Source organism: Thermodesulfovibrio sp. 3462-1 (assembly GCF_040451425.1).
Taxonomy (GTDB): domain Bacteria; phylum Nitrospirota; class Thermodesulfovibrionia; order Thermodesulfovibrionales; family Thermodesulfovibrionaceae; genus Thermodesulfovibrio; species Thermodesulfovibrio obliviosus.
Genome location: NZ_CP144374.1, coordinates 1,621,943 through 1,641,379, shown reverse-complemented (window position 1 = coordinate 1,641,379; position 19,437 = coordinate 1,621,943). Strand labels below are relative to the sequence as shown.

Genomic DNA, 19,437 nt, shown 5'->3' with positions numbered 1-19,437 from the left:
TCATTTGGAGCGGTTTTGTTAGGCAATGAAGTGCTACTTCAGGCTCAAAATCTAAGAATAGTTTATAAAAATTCTACAATCATAGATGATATCAATTTTTATGTTGACAAAGGTGAAATATTCTCTATTGTTGGAGAAAGTGGCAGTGGTAAAACTCTTACTGGGCTTTCAATAATAAATCTTTTGCCAGATTATTTCAGTATTGATGGCAAGTTAATATTTAAAGGTGAAAATATTCTTAATTTTTCTCTGTCTCAAATTCAAAAAATACGAGGAAAACATATTTCTTGCATATTTCAGGATCCTATGGTTTCCTTAAATCCTGTTATAAAAGTAGGATATCAAGTTGCAGAGATGTTTATCTATCATTATAAATTGCCTAAAAAAGAAGCTATGGAAAAAACTAATAAAATTTTCAACGAACTTAAAATAGCCCATATAATCAATAACTATCCCCATCAGCTTTCAGGTGGAATGCGTCAGAGAGTTATGATAGCAATGGCAATAGCATGTGAGCCAGAACTAATCATAGCTGATGAACCTACAACAGCCCTTGATGTAACTGTGCAGGAAGAAATTCTTGATCTTCTCTATTATTTAGTTAAAGAAAAGGGAAGAGCTATGATTTTAATAACTCATGATATGAACATTCTTGGTGAATATGCAGACAGAGTAATGGTTATGTATGCAGGAAGAATTATGGAGATGGGACATGTGGAAGAAATTTTTAAACATCCATTGCATCCTTACACCAAAGCTCTTTTAGATTGCTTGCCGGCAGAAGGCAAAAAAATAGAAGGAATTCCGGGTCATGTTCCAAACATTAAAAACCTGCCTCATGGATGCGTATTTTATCCAAGATGTAAATACAAAAGCAAGGAGTGCTCACTTGAGCCTCCTTGTCTTCGTGAAGTAAGTCCTGGACATTTAATCAGATGTTTTTTACATTGATTCCTTAGATGTTATTTGTATTACCTCCTTTATGTGTTTGTCTATTATCTCGGGTAGGAAAGGTATATCAAGATTTAAAAATCCGCTTGTAATAAGGCTTGTTGCCTCATCCTTTGTCATTCCTCTTGACATAAGATACTCAACCTGTTCTTCTGATATAGGTCCAATTGATGCTTCATGAGAGAGGTCTGCTTTGTCTGCTCCATATGAAATAAGTTGAGGAATTGCATATATTGATGCATCTTTTGAGAATATTATACCTCTACAGTCAAGCCTCCCCATACAGTATTGACCTGTTTTTGCAATAAGGTCACCACGAGAGTAAATTACACTTTTATGATCAGCAATTGTTCTTGCCAAAGACTCTCCCTTTGTATCTTTTCCCTCAAAAATTATTTTAGAGCCCAGGTCAATGTAGGAATCTTTAAGTCCGTAAATTACTGTATTAAATCTTGCTGAGGCTCTGTCTCCTTTTAGATAAACTGTAGGAAATGATTGAATGGATTTAACAGGTTTAAGCAAAGCATAATTATTTACATATACTCCATCCTCTTCAACCAGAACTGCTGTTCTTGGTCTTACATAAAAGTTTTCAGCCCAGTTATGTATCATTGTAAAAAAAAGCTTTCCACCTTTTTTAACATAAAACTCTGAAATTCCAAGATGTATTCCCGTAGCATCAGACCTTGAAAGAGTGCAACCTGTAATTACATGAAGCTCAGCTCCTTCTTCAACGATGATTATATTGTGAACATTCTGACTTATATAGCCCTCTGCAATCATCAGACAGGTTTGAAGTGGATATTCAAGCTTCTGCCCTGGCAGTATTCTTATAAAATATCCATGCGTTGGATTTAGAGCAACCTGGGCAGTGTATTTATCAGTATCAGGCTGAACAATTCTCCAGAAATATTCCTCAAGCCATTCATAAGTTTCAACTGCTTCATTTGTGCTCATCAGTTCAATCTTGCCTTCATAAAGTTTGCTCAGCCTTTTATATACTACTGAGTGGTCTATCTGCAGATAAGAGCCTGAACGTTCTTTTTCCTCAACATCCACACCTGCCATTAAAGCAGCTTCTTTTGCAAGCTCTGGAAGAAGCTCAAGAGACTCTATTTTTCCTCTTTCAATATGTTTTTGAAATTTTGTTAAATCTATATCCTCTCCATAAATTGCTGTTTTGTTTAAGGCTTTTTCGGCTCTTTTTCGGATTTCCTCCAAGTATTTCTTGCTTACTGGCATGTGGCGCACCTCCTGTAGCCATTTTTCTTTATTTCAGAGAGTATGTCTCTCGGGTTACCCCTGCACATGAGTTTCCCATTAAAAAGTATATACCCTCTGTCAGCATTAATGTAATCAAGAATATATCCAGTGTGAGTTATTACAATTGCGCTTCTTTTTACATCTTTAACTCTCTGGTCTCTTCCAAGAAGATGATTAGTTATCTCGCCAATTAATACAATGTTTTCAAGATCAACTCCACTTTCTGGTTCATCAATAAAAACAAGTTCTGGCTTCTGCATCAGTAATTGCAATAACTCTGCTCTTTTTACCTCACCACCTGAAAAACCATCATTTACGTCTCTGTCCAAATGATTTGTAAGATTAAGTTTTTCAGCATATTTTAGAATTTCATCTTCTGTGTTTTTGCCATTGCTCACAATTTTAAGAAGTTTTCTCAGACTTACACCTCTTACAACAGGAGGCCTTTGAAAGGATATTCCCATTCCAAGCTTTGCTCTTTCAGAAATATCCATGTATGTAATGTCCACACCTTTAAAGATTATTTTACCTTTCTCAATTTTATATTTTGGAAATCCCATTAATGTCATTATAAATGTTGTCTTGCCAGCACCATTTGGTCCGAAAAGAACTGCTATTTCTCCATACTCAAGGGAAAAATTAATATCCTCAAGAACCTTTCTGCCTTCAACAGAAACATGGAGATTTTTTACTTTTAACATCTCTCCCATAAATGCCCTCCTTTGTTTTAAATATTGTATCACAGTTCACATTCCTCGTGATTTTTAGTATTGCATCTTGGATCTGATTTACTGAAATTATTATAGTGAATAATACTGTGAGCAACACAACCTCCTCTGCATTTTTCTTTTATGTTACATGATGTATTATTGCATGAATTGTTAAAGGGAGTTTTAAAAATTTTAAGTTTGTGAGACATGACAATCTCCTGAAGAGAATTTTGAAAAACATTACCAATGCAGAACTCATCAAATCCTGATAAAAGATAACAGGGATAAACTGCTCCATTTGGCATAACGGTTATTTTTTCCGTTCCTGCTGGACAACGATATTTCTTATCTCCACCTGTAAATCCCTTGCAGTAAACAGGCTTTATACCCGAATACTGATTTCTTAATTCTTTAATTAATTTCATAAATTCATAAAAAGGCATTGATAGCTCTAAATCTTTTTCTGTTACAGCATCCATGTAGAGTAAATAATAATCAATCCCATTGCTTTTTGCAAATTTTACGATTTCTCTGTGAGGAGTCTGTTTTCTTGATATAACGCTTTTAATCCATAACTTATGTTTTCTTATTAAATCAAGAAGACTTTGATTTATTCCATCATTGATGGATATTCCTATTTGTACTCTGGCATTTTTATTAAGTTTTAACAGTCTTTCTATTTTTTTCTCAAAACTTCCATTTGTGCTGATGGTTACTTTTATTTCATGTTCAATGGCTGATTTCACCAACTTTTCAAGAGCTTTATAAAGAAAAGGCTCACCACCAAGGATATCAAGGTGCAGAATATTATTTCTTTTTAAAATATCTACAAAATCTTCAATTTTATCTGGAGGAAATTCTATAGATTCAAAAGAGCGATTTACTCTATTAAAACAGAATTCGCAGTTTTTATTGCATCTTAGTGTGGGAAAAAACTGGACATATTCAATCATTTGTCAGTAGTTCTATCATAGCATTTTTTAAATCATTGATTACTTCGGAATTTTTCAATAAAGACCCTGGTTCTTCATATCCGAGGTAAGAGATTGTTCTGTGCTCATTTACATTGATCGTTCTGAGAAAGGCTTTCAGTGTTGCCTCTGCACAGGTAACTCCAATTTGTCCTTTTTTCATTCCACCAACAAGCATAATGAGAGCTTTTCTTTTAAACTCTTTTTCTGGAATCGGTCTTTTTAAAACATATTTTTCATACCAGAAGCACTGACATCGATCAATAATAAGCTTTAACTGAGCTGGAACACCAAAAAAAAATATGGGTGATGCAATTATGATTCTGTTTGCATCTCTGAGTAAAGGATAAATTTTATCCATATCATCATGAATAATGCACTCACCAGTATCTTTACATCCATCACAGGCAGTACACCCTGTGATGTTTAAATCACAGGCTTTTATGAGATTTATTGCATGATTTTTTTCACTACACAGCTTCACTGCTTCATTAAGAAGTATTGCAGAGTTTCCTTTTCTTGGTGAGCCTAATATGGCAAGAATTTTCATCTTTCTGTAAAAGCTCCCTCCATTATGGAGGGAGCTTTAGTTTTATTCAATTTTTTTATACATCTTCTTTGGAGCACCACAAACAGGACATTTATCTGGTGGTTCACCTTCTACTGTATGCCCACATCCCTGACAGACATAATAATCAGCATCTAATTTTTTATCAAGATTTTCAAGGGCTTTTTTGAATAACTCAGCATGTACTTTTTCTACTTCATTAGCATAGTAAAAGCTTCTTTTTGCCTGAGTAGCACCTTCTGCTTCTGCATCTTTAATCATTGGTGGATACATTTTTTCAAATTCGTAGGTTTCTCCATTGATGGCAGCTTCAAGATTTTCTCTTGTGCTTTTAATTCCATTTGCAGCTTTAAGATGGTTCATTGCATGAATTGTTTCAGCATCAGCAGCAGCTTTAAAAAGCTTTGCAACTGCGGGATATCCTTCTTCCTCTGCTTTTTTAGCAAAGGCAAGATATTTTCTGTTTGCCTGAGACTCTCCTGCAAAGGCTTCCATCAAATTCTTAAGTGTTTTTTCCATTTTTACACCTCCATTTTTGCATGATATTTTTTTAAAGCCTTTCCAAAGGCTATGCCAAATTCATAGCATTTAGCCAGATCCTCCTCTGATGGTTTGTATAAAACTCTTATACCCGGTTCAAAAACATCAAGTTTCATTGATTTAGCTGTTTCATACATGTCCTTTACTGCCTCACCAGACCAGCCATAACTTCCAAATGCAGCAAATAACCTGTTTTTAAGCCTAAGACCTTTAAGATAAGATAAAAACTCAGCAACTGATGGAAAAACTCCATTATTTAATGTAGGACAACCAACAATAACTCCTCTTGACTTCCATACTTCCTTTACTGCCACTGATTTTGGGGTTGCCCTGAGTTTAATTATTTTTACAGGAATCCCTTCATCTTCAAGCCCTTTTGCAATTGGAAATACCATCTGTTCTGTGCTGTGCCACATGGTATCATAGACAATCGTGGTGCTCAATTTTGCTTTTGCCTCAACCATATCAGAATAAAGATTTAATACCCTGTCTATATGGGAACGCCAGATAACGCCATGATCTGGAGCTATCATTTCAATTTCAATGCCAAGCTTTTTTATTTCCTCAATTTTTGCCTTAATAACATTTCCATAGGGCATCAGAATGTTTGCATAATAATCAATCACTGCATCTTCCAGCTCTTCCATTGAATGGTTCTGAACAAACTCATCATCAAATCTTTCAATAGTTGCCATATGCTGACCAAAGGCATCCTGACTTATGAGAATTTTTTCTTCTTTGATATAGGTAAACATGGAGTCAGGCCAGTGCATCATGGGTGTTTCAATGAAATGAAGGGTTCTTTTGCCAATCTTAAGGCTATCTCCTGATTTTACGATATTGACTTTGTATCTGGATAAATTCATAAATCTGCTTAAGCCCTTTTTACCTTTTTCTGTCATGTAAAGATTTACCTCTGGCAGTATCTCAAGAATTTTTTCAAGACCCGAGGCATGGTCGTTTTCAATGTGATTTATTACGATGTGTCTTATTTTTTTAGAATCAATGATTTTTGATATGTTCTCAATTGAAATATTCACAAAATCATGATGAACTGCATCAAGCAGTGCTGGTTCGTCATCAACTACAAGGTAGTTATTATAGCTTGTTCCATGAGGTGTCTCATAACCATGAAAATCCCTTATTGCCCAGTCAACAACACCAACCCAGTAAATCTGATTTTTTAATTCCACTGGCTTCATTTTTTATTCCTCAAGAAGTGAGCTGAATTTATCAAGATGAATCTCTTCTTCTTCAAGTATCTGTTCAAAGAGCTTCCTTGTTACATAGTCTTCTTCTTTCTCAGCCATTTTGATAATTTCTTTGTAAAGCGCAACAGCTTCTTCCTCTGCTTTTTTATCAATCTGAAGCATTTCCGTGAGGTTCTTACCAATTGTTATCGGGTCTGGTTGTGTTGTAGGAATGCCTCCGTAAAAAGCTATTCTTTCTGCAATCTTTTCAGCATGAAGCATTTCATTAATCGCAAACTGTTTAAAAAGCGCACCAACAGGCTCTGCTTTAATTCCTTTTGCCAGAACATGTTGCCACATGTACTGAATGCTTACCTGGAGCTCTCTTGCAACTGCTTTTTGCAACTTATTCATAAGCTCATTACTTATCATAAAAACACCTCCCTTTTTGATACTTTAATTTTTTAATGTTGTTTAATTTCTTTTAAGGAGCCTCTGCTTCCGCAGGAAGGACATTTTTGAGGTTTGTGTTTTGCTGTTCTAATTGAACCACATTGAGAGCATTTATATTCTTTTAGGCCTAATTTAAAGTCCTTTTTCTTTTTACATTCAGGACATAAAACATCTACTGTTAATTTAGCATCAAGAATATCAAACTGAGTAAGATACTTATGCAAATCAGGAAGCTCAACTTTTTGATAAATGTCAAAAACTTTTTTACATTTTACGCATATTGCATGATGGTGTTCTGTTGTATCAGGGTCAAATCTTCTTTTTTCAGGATCCACATGAATCTCTTTAACTCTGCCAGTTCTTTTTAAAAACTCTAACACATTGTAAACTGTAGCAACTGACATTGTGGGAAAATCCTTTGATAAGGCTTCATAAATCTCCTCTGCTGATGGATGCTGCTTATTTCCATCAAGATATTTCAAAATAGCAAGCCTTTGCGGTGTCCATTTTATTTTTGGCATCATTAAAATAATTCTAAATAAAAAATGATTTATTTGTCAAATTAACGAACACATATTTGACAGAGTCAGTTATAAATTTATACAATTAATTAATCCCTGGGGGAGGTCAAAGGACCTGAGAGTTCCCGATAAGGGAAGACCCCTTGAACCTGATCCGGGTAATACCGGCGTAGGGAAAGGGAGAGACTGAGTTAAAACCAGCCTCTATCCTTCAGGGATAGAGGTTTTTTATTTTGGAGGTTTTATGAAGGTAAGAGTAAATGGAAACGAGATGGATGTAAGAGCAACTACCATAGCAGAGCTTTTACAAGAGCTTGAAATAAATCCTCAGAGGGTTGTTGTTGAGGTCAACCTTGAAATAATTAAAAGAGATAGATTTAATGAGTATAAAATAAAAGAAGGCGACTCAATTGAGATCGTCAACTTTGTTGGAGGAGGATAAAATGAGTGATCCATTAATTATCAGGGGAATTGAGTTTAAGTCAAGGCTATGGGTTGGAACAGGCAAATACAGAGATTTTGAGGAAACTGCCCGTGCAATTGAAGCTTCTGGAACAGATGTGGTAACAGTGGCAGTAAGAAGAGTAAACATCATAGATCGTTCAAAGGAAAATCTTCTTGACTACATTGACCCAAAAAAATACAAAATTCTTCCCAATACTGCAGGTTGTTACACAGTAGAAGATGCTTTGAGATATGCAAGACTGGCAAGAGAAGCAGGTGTTTCAGATATGATTAAACTTGAAGTAATTGGTGATGAAAAAACACTTTTCCCTGATGTATGCGGACTTCTTAAGGCAACGGAGATTCTTGCAAAGGAAGGCTTTATTGTTTTTCCATACACAAATGACGATCCCATTACAGCAAAAAGACTTGTTGATGCGGGTGCTGCAGCAGTTATGCCTCTTGGTGCACCCATTGGCTCAGGGCTTGGGATAAGAAATCCCTACAACATAAAGATAATTCTTGAGACTGTAAATGTTCCCGTAATTGTTGATGCAGGAGTGGGAACAGCCTCTGATGTATCACAAGCAATGGAGCTTGGCTGTGATGCGGTTCTTGTAAACACTGCAATTGCAGGTGCTAAAGACCCAATTATGATGGCTCAAGCACTGAAGCATGCCTGTATTGCTGGAAGACTTGCATACAAGGCAGGAAGAATTCCTAAGAGGCTTTATGCCTCTGCAAGTTCACCAATTGAGGGAATGCTTACATGAAGCATAAGCTTTATCTCATAGGTAACAGAAAGCTTTTTGCACGGGAAGAAGCCTTTTTAGAGGCAGTGGAAATGGCACTTAAAGCAGGTGTTAAGGCTTTTCAGTTAAGGGAAAAGGATTTGACTGCAAAGGAGCTTTATTTTCTTGCAAACAAAATGCGTGAGATAACAAAAAGAAATGACGCTTTGCTATTCATAAATGACAGAATTGATGTAGCTATGGCTGTTGATGCTGATGGAGTTCACCTTCCTCAGGGCGGATTTTCTGCTCATGTTGTAAGAAAGGTATGGAAGGATAGATTCATCATAGGTGTATCAACCCATTCAGTTCAGGAGGCAAGGGAAGCTTCAGAGTGGGCTGATTTTATAACCTTTAGCCCTGTTTTTTATACTCCCATGAAAGGAAAGCCGCAGGGCATAGAGAAATTAAAAGAGGTAAAAGAGGCTGTTAAATGCAAAGTTTTTGCTCTTGGAGGAATTAAGCTTGATAATGTCCATGAAGTAATGCCTTACTGTGATGGAGTTGCCATGATAACTGGAATTTTAGGGCAGAAAGACATTGAAGGAACAGTGAAAAAATTCAATGAAATTTTAGGAGAAAAGCCATGACAAGAATTGAGTTAGCAAAAAAGGGAATAATTACCGATGAAGTAAAGGAAGTTGCAAAAGAGGAAGGTATCTCTCCTGAAATGCTTTCTCAGAATATAGCAGAAGGAAAGGCAGTTATAACAAGGAATGTTCTTCGTCATATAAAGCCTCTTGGAATAGGAAAAGGGTTGAAAACTAAGATAAATGCCAACATTGGAACATCCAAAGATAAAACAGACCTAAAGGAAGAGCTTGAAAAGCTTGATATAGCTGTCCAGTACGGTGCTGATGCTGTAATGGACCTTTCAACAGGAGGTCCTCTCACAGAGATGAGAAGGGCAGTCATAAAGCATTCTCCTTTAAGCGTTGGTACTGTTCCAGTTTATGAGGTTGCTATAAGAGCGATTGAAAAATATGGAAGTATAGTAAAGATAACCGTTGACGATATATTTGATGTAATTGAAGAGCATGCAAAGGATGGCGTTGATTTTGTAACAGTTCACTGCGGTGTCACCATGAAGATTGTGGAGATGCTTAAATCTGGCGAAAGAGTTTTACCAATTGTAAGCAGGGGAGGCTCAATCCTTGCAAACTGGATGTGCTATCATGGAAAAGAAAACCCTCTTTATGAGCAGTTTGATAGACTTCTTGAGATTGCAAAAAAATATGACCTCACACTCAGTCTTGGAGATGGATTAAGACCCGGATGTCTTGCTGATGCAACAGATAAATATCAGTTGCTTGAACTAATAACCATTGGTAAACTAAAAGAAATAGCTGTATCAGAAGGAGTTCAGTGCATAATTGAAGGACCGGGGCATCTTCCTTTGAATCATGTGGAGACAAACATTAAACTCCAGAAAAGCATATGCAAAGAAGCACCTTTTTATGTTCTTGGTCCTCTTGTAACAGACTGTGCAATGGGTTATGATCACATTGCAGCAGCAATTGGTGGCGCTCTTGCAGGGATGTATGGTGCTGATTTTCTGTGTTATGTTACCCCTTCAGAGCATATAAGGCTTCCTAATAAGGAAGATGTAAAGGAGGGTGTAATTGCCTCAAAAATCGCTGCCCATGCAGCAGATCTTGCAAAGGGTTTACCTCAGGCATGGCAGAGAGACAATAAAATGGCAGAAGCAAGAAGAAACTTTGACTGGCAGGCTCAGATTGCTCTGTCTTTTGACCCTGAAAAAGTAAGCTCCATGCGAGCTGAAAGACCACCTCTTCAGGATGAAAAAGTCTGCAGCATGTGCGGTGAGTTTTGTGCAATTAAGATTTCACGAAGGGCTGTTGAACTTTGAACCTAATTTGATATAGATTTTTCAAGGTTTTACGATTTTAAAACGATAAAGATCAGCCCTAAACTGATAAAGTCAGGAATAATTCCTCTCCGATGACTGTTTTACTCTGTTGCTTGAGTTTTATTTTTTATTCAACAATTTATCTACCTTTACTGCAAGATCATCACAGGCTTCACTAAAAGCTGTTTCAAATGCATAGTTAGTGGGCGGCATTTCAGCATTTGCTTTTCCTTCTCCTTCAAGCTCTACTGGACTGTCATTAACTTGAACCTTAGCATAAACATTTCCCACAATCTTTGTTCCCCAAAAATTATACCCTGTTGTCACTTTTGTGGGTGTTAATTTAATAACTATCGCATTAGGAGATATATTGTTTGCTTCATCTTCTCTTAAAACAGCATAACCAATAAGATTATTTCTTAAAGATTTAACAATACATGTCGAAATATCGCCACTCACTAATACCTCAGTTCTAATTCCTTTCTTAAGTGGGGCTGTAAACTCAAATTTCTCAACAATGATTACCTTTTCTGCAAATTGGGGATTGATAACGCGTCCTGTTTCCCATTGTACTTTGGTAGTTGAAGGTGCACAGCCATAAATAAGCAATAAAAAGAAAAGAATACATAAATTGAAATACGATTTCATTTTCCCTCCTTTTTCTTTGTGCTGGGAGAGTATCCCAGCACTTTATCTGTTTTATAGCTTATCTTAGAACATTCCCCCAATCTTACTTGCGATGCTTTCTGCAATTACTCTTGCAGCCTCATTTTTGTCAATGTTTGTCTGTTGTGCTGTGCATACAATTTTAGTTCTATAAATCTGCCAGTTGGTGTTTATCTCCTGAGTGGTTTTTATTGTTGTAGCTGAGCCTGTCTGTGCATTTGTTACCATTTGCCCTGTCACTGGCTTATCTGTTTTCTCCCTTAGTTCAACATCAACAACTCCAGCATAGGTTTCAACCTTTAGTGCTTTCCCTATAAGTGCTCCACCAATCCCGCCAACTACTCCACCAATAAGTCCCAGTGCAATTGATGTATCCCTTGACTGGCCTAACCAAGCTCCTGCTCCAGCTCCTGTCAGAGCTCCTTCAACTGCCCCCTCACGGGTTCCAGTCTCCCTGTAGTAATCCATGTAAAGCACATTAACCTGAATGATATAGCCTGCTTGTTCAGGGTTACTTACCACCTGGTAACCTTTTGCAGTAAGTCTACTTGATATAAGATTTTGTAACATTCCTGTGTCAACTTCCTGCATATCAGAAGTGTTGTTAACTGCTACAAATACTGATTTGTTTTTGGCTTTTGCTATAGGGTCAAGAAATATGGTATCAGTCATCTTAAGCTTTACTTGCATATCACTATGCTCAATAGCATTAATCATCTGTCCACAGCCTGTAAGCTGCAGCATAAAAAACATTACCAGAATGACTGATAAAGCTTTTAAAGCTAAATTATTTCTCATAACTTCCCCCTCGAGTTAAATCTTAAACTTAATGTTTTGATGGGTAAGGCCTTAGCCTTCCCATTTTGTAGCCTAAAAATTAAGTGTTAAAGCACTACCAATCTCAGTTGAGTGATTACGTGGTTCTATCCAACCCCGACCTAAAGAATCATATGTTACCTCAGAATCCTTGATCTTCCAGTATTTTACATAAGGACCAAATGAAACTGCCCATCCTGTAAATTTCTTTTCAACTTGAGCACCAGCTCTTAATCCGTAACCAGACTTCTGAGTGTTTGTGATGTCTTCATATCCTGGAACAGAACTAAGATAGGTTTTTACTTTACCTCTTAAGAAGATGTCGTATTCTGCGTAAGCCTTTGCTGTCCAGTCCTTTGTAAAGTCATAAGAAAATGCAACTCCAACTGGTATGTAGTAGTATCTTATCCAACGTTCATAACCCCAAGCACCAGTAGAAGTTTGCTTCCCAGAGGAGTCATCAACCAAACTGCGGTAGCCAAATCCTGTGTAAGGTTTAATTTTCGCTTCTGGTGTAAGCTGATATTGAAGTCCTACCAAAGCTCTTGCCTCAAAAAGTGTGTCATCGATTCCGTTCATGTCACCACTTATAGGTGAAGAGTAATCAACTCTACCTTTTGCAAGTTTAAGCTCTGGACCCACAGTAAGTTTCAAATCCTTTGCAACATCAAACTTTACTTCTGCTCTGCCTGCCATTCCATAAAACCAACCTTTTTCTGTCATAACACCAGGCTCTTTGTAAGTAATGTGGCTTATTTCAGGTCCAACCTGTGCTTCAAAATCCACTGCGTAAGCATTAACACCTACAAGCATAAGAAGTGCTACAACCAGCAATGAAAGTTTTTTTCACTCCTTTTCACCTCCTTTCTTTTTTATTTTTTAATTTTAGAATTAACATATAATTTTAAAATTAACATAATTTAATTAGCAGAAACAAGTAAAAAAATATTGCCAAAATATTGCCAAAAGGTGTCAGCACAAATTAAGTTTAATTTATTCGACTTTTGTTAGCTTCGGCAAAACTTTTCTTTTTCTGAATTCAGAAAGTTCAAGATATTCAGTTGCGTTATTTTCTGGTTTATTCGTAAAATCAAGCATCTTTTTGAGTTCTTTAAGTCTGGGAGTCTCCCAAAGGGATGAAATCTCTTCGCCTGCATTGCTTATAATGTATTTTTCAAAAGCCTCTTTAAATTCTTTTATCTTTGAAGTGTTATCTTTTCTAATCAGATGCTTTTTCAGTAGTTCGTTGAATTCTTTTTCATCATAAGATATTTCCACCTCTTCCCATCCTGTGCCATCTTTGTGCCAGTAGAGTTTGTAGCCGCGGATTGGATTGTCAGAATTATAATGGGCAAGGCTTTTAGGATGGTCCTTAAGATTTTCAGGTCTTTGCTCAAGATAGTTCTGAAAAGATGTTGGTTTTGGTCCTGAAAGTATCTGTGGGATTGAAGTTGGCATAAGGGCATCCTCTGGATTTCCAGCAAGATAGGCATCTTCAAAAAATACCCTTGAGGCGTGTTTTTTCATTCCCATACTTTATAAAATTTGAAGTCTTCATATCTCTTGCCTGTTTTTTCAATCATTTGGCGTGCCTCACATTTGAGTATCTGTCTGAATCCTTTTGCTGGTGTAATGAAATAATCAAAGCCTTTTTTGGTTAAAATTCCAGCAGACATTTTATATTGAGTTTTTTTTACTACTTTTATCAAAAGAACTCATATGTCTCTGATATTCTTTGCGTAAACTACTAATATCTGCAAGTCCCCTATAATACAACCTTGCATCCTCAAAAAACCCAAACTTCCTTTGTTTCAAGAAGGGCTGATTCAATTACTCCACCTGTGAAACGGTCTATCTTGATCCTTGTCTGAACCTCTTCAGGATAACCCTCAGGGACTGTCTCTTCAATAAGAATCCTACCTTTTTTGCAGTTTTCTTTTCTTCTTCAACATCTCCAACAGAAGGTCATAGGTATTTCCCTTTTCATTTTTGTCTTCCTGAACTGAAAGAGGAACAGGGTAATAATGATAGTTTCCATAAATGATATAGGCATTTGTAATCTTTAACTCTCATTTCAAAAACCATCTGTAAAAGGTTTCATCTTTATGGGCATTTTCACCAAGCTTTCTTTTTTTAATATATTCATTTGCAAACATGCCTCTCAGACATGTTTCAGGAATGTAGTCAAGGGTTGACACCATGTTTGGATCACCTGTATTTGAGGCAAGAAGGAGTGGGGAGAGTGTTGTTATGCAATATTTTATTGCTTGCATAAGACCTCCAGTTGAAAAATAAAGTGGGGCTGGGTTTTCACTTCCAGGTCTTTCAACTTTGATTCTCTTTGAAATAATGTATTTTTCTTATCTGTTCAAGACTTCCTGACACAGGCACAGTTACAGGCTTTCCATCTGATACTTTTTTCAAAAAGGTTTAATTCTTTCAAGTTATCCAATAGCACTGGCAGGGATTATCCCGGGTATATGAATAAGCAATCGCAATGTCCATTGTTTTATAAATTCCAGAATTCTATCAGGCTCTTTTTGCCAAGTCTTATAATATTCTTTGAAAACATTTCATTTTTAAGGTGGCTATCATAAATATCTTCGAAGACTTATTAATTCATCAATACTTAGCTGAACTTCTTTCCTAAGGTCATCTGTCATCGGTCCATCAAGATATAAATCTTCCTGAGACAATAGAAAAATCAATTTCGCTTCCTAAGAAATTTTCCTGACTTTATCAGTTCAGGGTTATATTGCTACTTTTTCTTCAAGTCTTTGAATTCGGGTAAGCATATCATCAATAACTTTCTTCTCTGAAAGAGCTTTGTTTAAATCAGTTCTTATGTGAGAGCTTATTAAATAAAGCTCATCAATCCTCTGGTTAGTGTCATCAATTCTTTTGTTCGTATCGTCAATACGCTTGTTAGTCTCATCAATTCTTTTGTTAGTCTCATCAATACGCTCAGTATTCTTCATTATTTCTGTTTTAAGCTCTATCCTGAGTTCATCAATTCTCTTGTTGGTTTCATCAATTGCTTTTCTAAGTTCTTTAATTTCGTTTTCCATGCTGTTCTGTCTTGCAATAAGAGCTTCTAAAGCAATTCTAAATCCACTCAACTCACCTGTAACAGAAGCTCTGAATTCCTTGAATTCTTCCTTTATTTCTCCCATTATCATGTCCCTTAGTTTTTCTGCTATTTTTTCCCATTCCATAACTTTCTCCAAAAGTGTCATTCCAATGGATTGATGCCTTAAGGGAGGCATAAGCCTCCCGTACGTATTAATCAAGTTTAAAACTTAGCTGAAATACACCTGAAGTAGCTGCCATATAATCTGCTGTTCCTCTTATACTTCCTGCACCCGCATTCCCATCATCGTATGTTCTGTCAATTGCCTGACAAACATCGTATGGTACATTTTGAAAATGTATCCAATGAGCAAGTAAGGGTGTTCCACCAGCTACAGCAGGCATCGTATAATAGGACACAGCAATAGCTCCTCCATATGCATGACGAGGATTTGAAAAACCTGATCCTGTTAATATATTAGCTAACCTCAATTCCGCCCAGAGGTCACATTGCTCTGTTCCTGTACCAGTGCAGGCAAAATTTGGAGCAGTAGAACCAATTCCCACTGCTATTAATCCATTACCATCTCCATTCGTTACAGATGGCCATCTTCCCTTAGCATTAGGATCATCTCCTGGATAATAGTTGTACTTGTCATAATAAGTATAAACAGCTGCTAAAATTTCGCGATACTGATTGTAAGCTCTTTTTATCTTTGCATTATTAATCAGCTCCTGTCCTTTAAGCACAGCACCAATAATAATTCCAATAATTACCAATACAATTGCAAGTTCAACCAATGTAAAGCCTTTGCTGTTTCTTAAACTCTTCATAACCTGACCTCCTTTTTGTTTTTTCATTTTGCTTCTGCAAATTCAATGCCACTTCTCCTCTTACAGGAAATTGCAAGCCCATACGCTTACCAAGGCTAAGAGCTTGCCTGTCACAGGTAGTAAAAATGTCATTTCGTTGACAGGAGGTCGGTTGCGCCACTTGGGAAAGCCATAACCACCATGGCGCCCATATTGGCAGTCATGGCACCCTTCCTCCAGAGTTTCTCCCCACCCCCTTTCTGATAAACTTTTCAATGGGTTGCATCAAGCCTTGAAACTTTTTGTTCTATTATATTTCAATTTTAATAAAAAATCAATTACATTGGCAACAGATTTTTCGTTGATTTTCAAGGATATTTCGAGATAACAAATCCTTTGTTTTAGTATCGTTGCTTTTTCCTTTATTTTTACAAAATCTTTTTTTGTTGTGATAAGAAGTTCAGCGTCTTTGGCGAGTTTTTCAATTTTTTTAAGTGTTTTTTCAGTATATTTTTTATGGTCGATAAATTTTTTCTGCCCGATAATTTTTAAATTAAGCTCTTTAAGACAGTTTATAAAACCCTGAAAATCAGCAATTCCTGCAAAGGCAAAAGCTTTTTTACCGTATGGTTTGATGTCTCTGCCTTCAGAGTCTTTTATCCCTTCAATTTTTAATGGTGCAAAATGTATTTCCTTAAATCCAATTTCAGTGAGAGCTTGTTTAAGTTTTTCATTTTCTTTTTTTGTTATAAATATCATGTCTGCCTCAGAGATTTCATTGATTGGAGATCTTAAAGCTCCAAAAGGAATCAAGCGAGCATTTCCAAAAATCCTGATTCCATCAATAAGTAAAATATTCAAATCCCTGTAGAGCCTCCAGTGTTGAAATCCATCATCAAGAATAAAAACAACTTTGTCTTGCTCATTAAGACCGAATTTTTCAATCGCATAAATGCCTCCAGTGTGTCTATCAATGCTTTTTACAACTTTCAATCCATCCATAGCCATCATTAAAGGTTCGTCTCCCACATCATCTGCATTCATATCTTTAGATACAACTGTAGGACCTTTAAGTTTTCCCCTGTATCCGCGAGTAAGAATAATGGGTTCATAGCCTGCCTTTTTTATTTCCTTTGCAAGGGCTACTGTAAAAGGTGTTTTTCCTGTTCCGCCAAATGTCAGATTTCCAACACTTATTAGAGGAAAGGGAAGTTTTTTTTGGTAGGTTAACTCTTTCCTTTTTTTGCGAAGATAAAAAAATAGATAAAGCCTTTCAAAAATATTCATTTTTCCAGAAAACACCATTTATGAGTTTAATAACAGGCTCACTTTCGTAAAATTCAATTATGTTAACGCAGGCAAAATCCTGCTCAATTCTGAAAATGTTCTCAAGAGGCATTCCAAGAAGATTACACAAAATTACTCTGTTTATTCCTCCATGAGCTGTGATAAAAATCTGGCTGTTTTTATGTGTTTTTATAATCTTTTTTAAAGCTTCCTTTGCCCTTTTACTTACCTCTAAGGTGGATTCCCCTTCTGGAGGTGAAAATCGCACAGGATTTTGTCTCCATCTTTCAAAATCCTCAGGATAAAGGGATATTATTTCATTTATGCCTAAGCCTTCCCATTTCCCAAAGCTACGTTCTTTTAAAATCTCTTCAGCTTTTAACTTTAATGAAAGAGTTCTGCTTAAAATTTCTCCTGATGTAAGAGCTCTTTTAAGAGGGGAGGAATAAACAATCTCTGGTTTGAGTTCGTATTTTTTTACATGCTCCTTTAAAAAATGTGCAACTTTTTCAACCTGAGCTTCTCCTTCTTTGCTTAATGGAACATCGATGTGACCTTTATAAACTTTTTTTGCTCCCTCTGTCTGCCCATGTCTCAGAAGATAAATAACCAATGTTGGATTCATCAGTATTCAATACCTCTTCTTGCTTTTATCCCAATGTCAAAGTAGTGTTTGATTTTTTTCATCTCTGTAACAAGGTCTGCTCTTTCAATAAGCCATTCTGGAGCTTCTCTTCCTGTGATTATAAGCTCTGCATCTCTGGCAAGGTCAATAAGCTTTTGTGCCTGCTCTTTTGAGACTAAACCTGTATTTAATCCCACAGTGAGTTCATCAAAAACTATCAAATCGTAATGTTGTTTTTTAATAAGAATTTCAATCTCTTGGATACATTTCATTACAACATTTATTTGAGAAGGTTCTGGCTTTCCATAAACAAATCCTGTGCTACAGCGGTAAACTTCAATAAGTTCTGGAAAATTTTTAAATATCTCAAGCTCTCCAGTGTGAGCACCTTTTATGAATTGGACAAAAAAAACTTTTAAACTATTTCCAATTGCTCTTATGGTAGCTCCTACTGCTGCTGTCGTTTTACCCTTTCCATCACCTGTGTATACATGAATCATAGGCTTGCCCCTAAGATTTTTGTCAATCCCTTTTTAATAAGACTTACAGCAATAGCACTCAACAGAAGTGCCATTACCTTTGCAAAAGCTTTTATTCCGTAAATTCCCATAATTTTTATTACAAACTCTGCCTTTTCAAGGATTATCCATGCTATTAAAAGATTCAGCAAAAGCGAAAAAATTACCACTGAATATCCATAGTTTCCTGCCAGAATAATTAGAGTGGTAAGAGTTGCAGGACCAGCAAGCAGAGGTGTACCAATCGGAACAACTCCGAGGGTATCACTTATTGTAAGCTCCTTTTCCTTTACTCTTAAAATATCTGAGATTGAAAGAATTAATAAAAGAATTCCACCTGCAATCATGAAGTCTTCAAGCTTTATTCCAAGCAGAGAAAATATAAAATTCCCAAGAAAAAGAAAAGAAGTTGCCACTAAAAAGGCTGTAATTACAGACTGCCTTGCAATGTGTTTTCTTTGAGCATCCGGGAGACCTTCAACCAGAGAAATATAAAGAGGTAAAATTCCAGGAGCATCAATTGCAACAAAAAGAGGTATAAATGTAAGTAAAAATGTTTTTACGATATCCACTTATTCCTTTTCTTCTTTTTCCTTTTGTTTTTCTTCGTCTTCTTCAGTTTTCACTGTAACATCTTTTACAAAATCCGGGCATTTTTGCCCTGCTTTAAGGGAAAACTGTTTCTGGCATGTTGCCCTCCATGCACAGATAATACACATTGGTTTTTGCTCTGCCATTGCTACCTCCTAAGGTTTTATTACTTTTTTAGCAACTTCAACTACCTTTCTTGCACCTTCTATGGCTTTTAATGCATCAGCCCGGGTAAAATAGCTTTTTTCATATATTCTTTTGCGAGCTGATGAGTTGTCATAATTCAATTATTTCTCCAAATTTATAATCAGGCTTTAATTCCCAATAATATCCGCCTTTAGTGTAAATTTTCCTTGCACCAAGAGTTTTTAGTTTTATTTTAAGTGTTTCCAGATATTTTTTGAAAAAATCATTTTTGTCATACAAGATTTTTACATTTTCTGTCATGTCAAGAAATAGAGGACTTCCAGTATACACTTCTTCTGGAGTTTTAAAAACTGGGGAAAGCGTTATATAAATCCCTTCTTTTGAAAGTTTTATCATATCTTCCTCAAGGTGACTCTCTATGTTTTTTATAAATTCTTCAACTCTTTTTACTCTTCCTTCTGGTAAGTTTTCTGCAACGATTAAAATATCAATATCGCTATCAGGTCTGAAAGTATCAGAAGCAACAGACCCAAAAATAACCATGCTAATAAGTCTGTCACCGTAAAAATTTATTATTTCTTTTGAGAGCTTTTCAATAAAATTGTAGTATTTTTGCCTGTATACCATACTTTA

The 19,437-nt window shown here is 36.1% G+C and carries 28 protein-coding genes and 1 riboswitch; of the genes, 5 read left to right on the top strand and 23 right to left on the bottom strand.

Translation table 11 applies throughout. From position 1 onward, the window contains the following. Nucleotides 1-15 precede the first annotated feature (15 nt). Nucleotides 16-951: an ABC transporter ATP-binding protein gene (locus V4D31_RS08620; protein ID WP_353686033.1), complete on the top strand. Its 936-nt coding sequence runs from the start codon at nucleotides 16-18 to the stop codon at nucleotides 949-951. On the opposite strand, the gene V4D31_RS08615 is transcribed toward V4D31_RS08620, so the two are convergent. From V4D31_RS08615 to V4D31_RS08580, 8 genes are read right to left on the bottom strand one after another with little or no spacing between them, the layout of a single operon-like run. Continuing rightward, a complete protein-coding gene (locus tag V4D31_RS08615; RefSeq protein ID WP_353686032.1) occupies nucleotides 943-2,193 on the bottom strand; it encodes a SufD family Fe-S cluster assembly protein in 1,251 nt (416 codons plus the stop codon). The genes V4D31_RS08620 and V4D31_RS08615 overlap by 9 nt on opposite strands. Then, nucleotides 2,184-2,915, bottom strand: coding sequence for an ABC transporter ATP-binding protein (locus tag V4D31_RS08610; RefSeq protein WP_353687099.1), 732 nt, complete (start codon nucleotides 2,913-2,915; stop codon nucleotides 2,184-2,186). Before V4D31_RS08610 ends, V4D31_RS08615 begins: the two co-directional genes overlap by 10 nt. Nucleotides 2,916-2,953: 38 nt before the next feature. Continuing rightward, entirely contained in the window at nucleotides 2,954-3,877 is a 924-nt protein-coding gene (locus V4D31_RS08605) for a radical SAM/SPASM domain-containing protein (RefSeq protein ID WP_353686031.1), read from the bottom strand. After that, nucleotides 3,870-4,445, bottom strand: a complete 576-nt coding sequence (locus V4D31_RS08600) for a flavodoxin family protein (protein WP_353686030.1) — start codon at nucleotides 4,443-4,445, stop codon at nucleotides 3,870-3,872. Before V4D31_RS08600 ends, V4D31_RS08605 begins: the two co-directional genes overlap by 8 nt. 42 nt (nucleotides 4,446-4,487) lie before the next feature. Then, complete coding sequence (locus tag V4D31_RS08595) at nucleotides 4,488-4,982, bottom strand: rubrerythrin family protein (protein WP_353686029.1); 495 nt, start codon at nucleotides 4,980-4,982, stop codon at nucleotides 4,488-4,490. Nucleotides 4,983-4,984: 2 nt separating this feature from the next. Beyond that, nucleotides 4,985-6,205: an FprA family A-type flavoprotein gene (locus V4D31_RS08590; protein ID WP_353686028.1), complete on the bottom strand. Its 1,221-nt coding sequence runs from the start codon at nucleotides 6,203-6,205 to the stop codon at nucleotides 4,985-4,987. A gap of 3 nt (nucleotides 6,206-6,208) precedes the next feature. Continuing rightward, nucleotides 6,209-6,625, bottom strand: a complete 417-nt coding sequence (locus V4D31_RS08585; RefSeq protein ID WP_353686027.1) for a ferritin-like domain-containing protein — start codon at nucleotides 6,623-6,625, stop codon at nucleotides 6,209-6,211. 32 nt (nucleotides 6,626-6,657) lie between these two features. Continuing rightward, a complete protein-coding gene (locus tag V4D31_RS08580) occupies nucleotides 6,658-7,170 on the bottom strand; it encodes a transcriptional repressor (protein ID WP_353686026.1) in 513 nt (170 codons plus the stop codon). Nucleotides 7,171-7,255: 85 nt separating this feature from the next. Next, a riboswitch (TPP riboswitch) is annotated at nucleotides 7,256-7,361 on the top strand. 50 nt (nucleotides 7,362-7,411) lie between these two features. On the opposite strand from V4D31_RS08580, the gene thiS reads away from it, so the two are divergent. The 4 genes from thiS to thiC are packed head-to-tail and all read left to right on the top strand — an operon-like array spanning nucleotide 7,412 to nucleotide 10,272. Next, entirely contained in the window at nucleotides 7,412-7,609 is a 198-nt protein-coding gene (gene thiS, locus V4D31_RS08575) for a sulfur carrier protein ThiS (RefSeq protein ID WP_353686025.1), read from the top strand. A gap of 1 nt (nucleotide 7,610) precedes the next feature. Then, nucleotides 7,611-8,384, top strand: a complete 774-nt coding sequence (locus V4D31_RS08570; RefSeq protein ID WP_353686024.1) for a thiazole synthase — start codon at nucleotides 7,611-7,613, stop codon at nucleotides 8,382-8,384. After that, on the top strand, nucleotides 8,381-8,992 hold the full coding sequence (gene thiE, locus V4D31_RS08565) for a thiamine phosphate synthase (RefSeq protein WP_353686023.1): 612 nt from the start codon (nucleotides 8,381-8,383) through the stop codon (nucleotides 8,990-8,992). The genes V4D31_RS08570 and thiE overlap by 4 nt, the downstream gene beginning before the upstream one ends. Further along, nucleotides 8,989-10,272: a phosphomethylpyrimidine synthase ThiC gene (thiC, locus tag V4D31_RS08560; RefSeq protein ID WP_353686022.1), complete on the top strand. Its 1,284-nt coding sequence runs from the start codon at nucleotides 8,989-8,991 to the stop codon at nucleotides 10,270-10,272. The genes thiE and thiC overlap by 4 nt, the downstream gene beginning before the upstream one ends. A gap of 120 nt (nucleotides 10,273-10,392) precedes the next feature. Here the strand turns inward: thiC and V4D31_RS08555 are convergent, their stop codons facing one another. The 15 genes from V4D31_RS08555 to V4D31_RS08485 all read right to left on the bottom strand — a co-directional run bounded on the left by V4D31_RS08555 (nucleotide 10,393) and on the right by V4D31_RS08485 (nucleotide 19,431). After that, nucleotides 10,393-10,920, bottom strand: coding sequence for a hypothetical protein (locus tag V4D31_RS08555; protein WP_353686021.1), 528 nt, complete (start codon nucleotides 10,918-10,920; stop codon nucleotides 10,393-10,395). 63 nt (nucleotides 10,921-10,983) lie between these two features. After that, nucleotides 10,984-11,736, bottom strand: a complete 753-nt coding sequence (locus V4D31_RS08550) for a complement resistance protein TraT (protein ID WP_353686020.1) — start codon at nucleotides 11,734-11,736, stop codon at nucleotides 10,984-10,986. A 72-nt stretch (nucleotides 11,737-11,808) separates the two neighbouring features. Further along, a complete protein-coding gene (locus tag V4D31_RS08545; RefSeq protein WP_353686019.1) occupies nucleotides 11,809-12,588 on the bottom strand; it encodes a hypothetical protein in 780 nt (259 codons plus the stop codon). Between the two features lie 159 nt (nucleotides 12,589-12,747). Continuing rightward, nucleotides 12,748-13,281, bottom strand: a complete 534-nt coding sequence (locus V4D31_RS08540) for a hypothetical protein (protein ID WP_353686018.1) — start codon at nucleotides 13,279-13,281, stop codon at nucleotides 12,748-12,750. Beyond that, nucleotides 13,278-13,463, bottom strand: coding sequence for a hypothetical protein (locus V4D31_RS08535; RefSeq protein ID WP_353686017.1), 186 nt, complete (start codon nucleotides 13,461-13,463; stop codon nucleotides 13,278-13,280). Before V4D31_RS08535 ends, V4D31_RS08540 begins: the two co-directional genes overlap by 4 nt. 360 nt (nucleotides 13,464-13,823) lie before the next feature. Beyond that, nucleotides 13,824-14,027, bottom strand: coding sequence for a hypothetical protein (locus V4D31_RS08530; protein WP_353686016.1), 204 nt, complete (start codon nucleotides 14,025-14,027; stop codon nucleotides 13,824-13,826). Between the two features lie 477 nt (nucleotides 14,028-14,504). Next, nucleotides 14,505-14,969 (bottom strand): hypothetical protein, encoded by a 465-nt coding sequence (locus tag V4D31_RS08525; RefSeq protein ID WP_353686015.1) that lies wholly within the window; start codon nucleotides 14,967-14,969, stop codon nucleotides 14,505-14,507. A 67-nt stretch (nucleotides 14,970-15,036) separates the two neighbouring features. Then, nucleotides 15,037-15,657 carry a prepilin-type N-terminal cleavage/methylation domain-containing protein gene (locus V4D31_RS08520; protein ID WP_353686014.1) on the bottom strand — a complete coding sequence of 207 codons (621 nt, stop codon included), beginning with the start codon at nucleotides 15,655-15,657 and terminating at the stop codon, nucleotides 15,037-15,039. A 264-nt stretch (nucleotides 15,658-15,921) separates the two neighbouring features. Beyond that, nucleotides 15,922-16,923 (bottom strand): tetraacyldisaccharide 4'-kinase, encoded by a 1,002-nt coding sequence (lpxK, locus tag V4D31_RS08515; protein WP_353686013.1) that lies wholly within the window; start codon nucleotides 16,921-16,923, stop codon nucleotides 15,922-15,924. After that, a complete protein-coding gene (locus V4D31_RS08510) occupies nucleotides 16,910-17,548 on the bottom strand; it encodes a histidine phosphatase family protein (protein WP_353686012.1) in 639 nt (212 codons plus the stop codon). The genes lpxK and V4D31_RS08510 overlap by 14 nt, the downstream gene beginning before the upstream one ends. Beyond that, nucleotides 17,548-18,048, bottom strand: a complete 501-nt coding sequence (locus V4D31_RS08505) for a cob(I)yrinic acid a,c-diamide adenosyltransferase (protein WP_353686011.1) — start codon at nucleotides 18,046-18,048, stop codon at nucleotides 17,548-17,550. Before V4D31_RS08505 ends, V4D31_RS08510 begins: the two co-directional genes overlap by 1 nt. Next, complete coding sequence (locus V4D31_RS08500) at nucleotides 18,045-18,638, bottom strand: MarC family protein (protein ID WP_353686010.1); 594 nt, start codon at nucleotides 18,636-18,638, stop codon at nucleotides 18,045-18,047. Before V4D31_RS08500 ends, V4D31_RS08505 begins: the two co-directional genes overlap by 4 nt. Continuing rightward, entirely contained in the window at nucleotides 18,639-18,803 is a 165-nt protein-coding gene (locus tag V4D31_RS08495) for a hypothetical protein (protein WP_353686009.1), read from the bottom strand. A 9-nt stretch (nucleotides 18,804-18,812) separates the two neighbouring features. Next, entirely contained in the window at nucleotides 18,813-18,944 is a 132-nt protein-coding gene (locus tag V4D31_RS08490; protein ID WP_353686008.1) for a hypothetical protein, read from the bottom strand. Next, the gene (locus V4D31_RS08485) at nucleotides 18,934-19,431 is read right to left on the bottom strand and encodes a nucleotidyltransferase domain-containing protein (protein ID WP_353686007.1); all 498 of its coding nucleotides are present in this window, start codon (nucleotides 19,429-19,431) and stop codon (nucleotides 18,934-18,936) included. The genes V4D31_RS08490 and V4D31_RS08485 overlap by 11 nt, the downstream gene beginning before the upstream one ends. Between the last annotated feature and the right edge of the window lie 6 nt (nucleotides 19,432-19,437).